The following is a 1394-nucleotide window of genomic DNA, read 5'->3' on the forward strand; positions in this document are numbered from 1 at the left end:
TGGAAACAAAACTGACAAGGATAGCCGAATTAGCCAAACAAAAGCCCAGAGTTAAGTTGCAAACCCTAATCCATGCAATTGACGAAGAAAGCTTGAAAGCAGCTCATAGTGCCCTGTCAACAGGAAAAGCATCCGGTGTTGATGCAATGACGAAAGAAAAATATGGAGAAAAGTTACAAGAAAACATTACAGATCTTCTAGCAAGAATGAGGCGGCAAGCATATAGACCACAAGCCGTAAAGAGAGTCTACATCCCAAAATCGGATGGTAAGAAGCGACCGCTAGGAATACCTTCCTATGAGGACAAACTAGTGCAGAGAACCCTTAATGAAATCTTGACTGTTATCTACGAAACGGAGTTTCTAGAATGTTCCTACGGTTTCAGACCAGGAAGGAGCTGCCATGATGCCTTGAAAGAGGTTGCTAGAATCCTTGAAACTAGGAAGGTTAGTTATGTGGTGGATGCGGATATCAAAGGATTCTTTGATAATGTTGACCATGAGTGGATGATGAAGTTCTTACAAGAGCGAATCCAAGATCCAAGCCTATTGCGACTGATACAGCGGTTTTTAAAAGCTGGAATCATAGAGGCTGGCATAGAATACGAGACAGATACAGGAACGCCACAGGGAGGAATTATCTCCCCGACACTAGCGAATGTATACCTGCACTATGTACTGGATTTGTGGTTTACGGTGAAGATAAAGCGGGAATGCAGAGGCGAAGCATATCTGATCAGATATGCTGATGATTTTATCTGTTTCTTTCAACACCAATCCGATGCAGAAGTTTTCTACGGAAAAATGATAGAGAGACTGAGGAAATTCAACCTAGAGATAGCTGAGGAGAAAACAAAGATCATTGAATTTGGACGCTTCGCCGCAGACAATCGAGCCAAACAAGGAGGTAGCAAACCAGACACATTTAACTTTCTCGGATTCACGCACTACTGTAGCAAAAGCAAGACAGGTAATTTTCGTGTAAAGAGGAAAACCATTCGGAAGAAATTCAAAGCAAAACTAAAAGTTTTCGCTGAATGGCTTTACCATAATATGCATACGGAGATAGGAGAATTAATCAAAGAGGTAAATGCCAAGTTAATTGGGCACTACCACTACTATGGAGTGACCGACAACAGTAACGCAATACGTGCGTTTGGCTATCGAATACGCCGTAAAATGTTTGAAGTGCTCAACCGTAGAAGTCAGAAGAAGAGTCTGACTTGGGAAGGCTTTGCAAAACTTGAGAAACGATTTCCACTTGCTAGGGCAAGAATTTATATCAATATATATGGCTAAACATAGGTGAATGCTATTATGAAGAGCCGGATGCCTTAATAGGGCACGTCCGGTTCCGTGAGGGGGGCTAGATCGTGAGGTCTGCCTCTACTCGAC

At 42.5% G+C, this 1394-nt stretch carries 1 protein-coding gene; it reads left to right on the forward strand.

The window, feature by feature from the left end:
- Positions 1–1298, forward strand: a 1298-nt coding sequence (ltrA, locus tag BMZ99_RS25810) for a group II intron reverse transcriptase/maturase (protein ID WP_217645164.1), incomplete at its 5' end; no start/stop codon positions are given.
- Between the last annotated feature and the right edge of the window lie 96 nt (positions 1299–1394).

The organism is Pelosinus propionicus DSM 13327 (assembly GCF_900114615.1).
Classification (GTDB): Bacteria; Bacillota; Negativicutes; order DSM-13327; family DSM-13327; genus Pelosinus; species Pelosinus propionicus.